At 65.2% G+C, this 2649-nt stretch carries 3 protein-coding genes; 1 reads left to right on the forward strand and 2 read right to left on the reverse strand.

Annotated features, from left to right (window positions below; translation table 11 throughout):
- On the forward strand, positions 1-312 hold a 312-nt coding region (locus AB4Y84_RS18835), incomplete at its 5' end, for a glutathione peroxidase (protein WP_442250650.1).
- A gap of 75 nt (positions 313-387) precedes the next feature.
- On the opposite strand, the gene AB4Y84_RS18840 is transcribed toward AB4Y84_RS18835, so the two are convergent.
- Entirely contained in the window at positions 388-1167 is a 780-nt protein-coding gene (locus AB4Y84_RS18840; RefSeq protein WP_140225775.1) for a ferredoxin--NADP reductase, read from the reverse strand.
- A 79-nt stretch (positions 1168-1246) separates the two neighbouring features.
- The coding region (locus AB4Y84_RS18845; RefSeq protein WP_442250651.1) for an ABC transporter ATP-binding protein at positions 1247-2649 on the reverse strand (1403 nt) is incomplete at its 5' end.

Here is a 2649-nt window from a genome sequence, read left to right on the forward strand (position 1 = left end):
CTGGTGGTGATCGGATTTCCCTGCAACCAGTTCGGTGCGCAGGAGCCGGGCGATGCTGCGCAGATCCGCCAGTTCTGTTCGATTGATTACCCGGTCAGCTTCCCGCTGTCGCAGAAGATCGAGGTCAACGGCGAGGGTGCCGACCCGCTGTGGGCATGGCTGTCGCACCAGAAGCGCGGGCTGCTGGGCATCGCCCGCATCAAGTGGAACTTCAGCAAGTTCCTGGTCGATCGCCAGGGCCAGGTGGTGGATCGCTATGCGCCGACCACCAAGCCGGAGCAGCTGCGCGGCGGCATCGAAGCGCTGCTCTGAAGGTAGTGCCGGCCGCTGGCCGGCAACCCCGTGGTTGCAGCAGAACCGGCCAATGGCCGGCACTACCGTTGCAGCTTATTTCTCGACGAACGCGCGCTCGAACACGTAGTGGCCGGGCGTACCGATGCGCGGCGAGGTCTGGAAACCGCGGCTGTCCAGTACGGTGCGCAGGTCGGCCAGCATCTGCGGGCTGCCGCAGATCATCGCGCGGTCGTTTTCCGGGCTCAGCTCGGGCAGGCCGAGCGTGCGCTGCATCTCGCCGCTTTCCATCAGCGAGGTCAGGCGGCCCTGGTTCGGGAACGCCTCGCGGGTCACGGCCGGGTAGTACAGCAGCTTGTCGCCGACCATTTCGCCCAGGAACTCATGCTCGCGCAGTTCCTTCTCGAAATAATCGCGATAGGCCAGGTCCTTTTCGTAGCGCACACCGTGGCACAGGATCACCTTGTCGAAGCGCTCGTAGGTCTCCGGGTCCTTGATCACCGACAGCCACGGCGCCAGGCCGGTGCCGGTGCCCAGCAGGTACAGGTGCTTGCCCGGGTGCAGGTCGCTGATCAGCAGGGTGCCGGTGGGCTTCTTGCCGACCAGCACCTTGTCGCCCGGCTTGATGTGCTGCAGGCGCGAGGTCAGCGGGCCGTCCTGCACCTTGATGCTGAAGAATTCCAGCTGTTCTTCCCAGTTGGCGCTGGCGATGGAGTACGCGCGCAGCAGCGGCCGCGCATCGGTCTCCAGGCCGATCATCACGAACTGGCCGTTCTCGAAGCGGAAACCGCTGTCACGGGTGAGGGTGAAGCTGAAGTAGGCGTCGGTCCAGTGGCGGACCTCAAGCACCGTTTCGGCGCCGAAAGCGGAGGACATGGGCGTATCTATCGGAAGTCGTCGGGACAATTCTATCTCAAATGAGACAGGTTCTCATTAGGCGGAACGAGAGGCGTTCTCAGCGATAACCGGCCGCCTGCAGTTCGAACAGCTCGGCATAGCGACCGCCCTGTGCCATCAGCTGCTCATGCGTGCCGCTGGCTTCGATCCGGCCATCGGCCAGTACAAGGATGCGGTCGGCCATGCGCACGGATGAGAAGCGGTGGGAAATCAGCACCGCAGTGCGATTATCCGCCAACTCCCTGAACCGCTGGAACACTTCGAACTCGGCACGGGCGTCCAGCGCCGCGGTGGGTTCATCCAGGATCATCACCTGTGCATCGCGCATCCACGCCCGGGCGATGGCGATCTTCTGCCACTGGCCACCGGACAGGTCCACGCCCTGCTTGAAGCGGCGGCCGATCTGCTGGTCGTAGCCGCCGGGCAGGGCAGCGATCACTTCCTCGGCCATGCCGCGGCGGGCGGCATCGGAGATCCGCGCGCGGTCGTCCATCGCTTCAACCTGGCCGACACCGATGTTCTCGCCGGCACTGAGGTTGTAGCGCACGAAATCCTGGAAGATCACGCCCAGATTGGCGCGCAGGTCGTCCAGGTCGTAGTCGCGCAGGTCGCGCCCATCCAGCAGGATGCGGCCTTCGTCCGGTTCGTACAGGCGTGCCAGCAGCTTGACCAGGGTGGTCTTGCCCGCGCCGTTCTCGCCGACCAGCGCCAGTACTTCGCCCGCGTGCAGGTGGAAATCCAGGTGGCGCACGGCCCATTGCTCGGCATCGGGGTAGCGGAAGCCCACGTCCTCGAACACGAAGCCCTCGCGGATCGGCTGCGGCACGCGCACCGCGTCCTTTCGCGAATGGATTTCCGGTTCGATCTGGAAGAACGAATACAGGTCGTCCAGGTACAGCGCCTGGCTGGCGACCTGCGAGAACCCGATCAGCAGGCCTTCCAGCAACTGGCGCAGGCGCAGGAAGCTGCCGGCGAGGAAGGTCAGATCGCCGATCGAGAAATCGCCGCGCACCGTGCGCCAGGCGATATAGGCATACGCGGTGTAGTAGCCCAGCGTACCCAGCGCGGCCAGCAGCGTGCCCCAGAACGCACGCCGCCGGGCGAGCGCGCGGTTTGCCAGGAACAGCGCCGCCGACAAGCTGCGGTAACGGTCGACCAGGAACCGGTGCAGGTTGAAGATCTTCACTTCCTTCGCTGTTTCCACGCTGGCGCCGAGCTGGCGCAGGTAGTCCAGCTGGCGGCGCTCCGGCGTCCACAGGAAGTTGAGGCTGTATCCGGCCGCATTGAAGTGCGACTCGCCGATGAACGCCGGCACTAGCGCCAGCGCCAGCAGCAGGATCAGCCACGGCGCATAGACCAGCAGGCCGACGGCCAGGCTGGCGACGGTGATCGCATCCTGCACCTGGCCGAACAGCTGGCTCATCAGGTTCATCCGGCCCATGGTCTGGCGCCGCGCACGGT

The organism is Stenotrophomonas sp. 2YAF22, assembly GCF_052114665.1.
GTDB lineage: Bacteria > Pseudomonadota > Gammaproteobacteria > Xanthomonadales > Xanthomonadaceae > Stenotrophomonas > Stenotrophomonas indicatrix.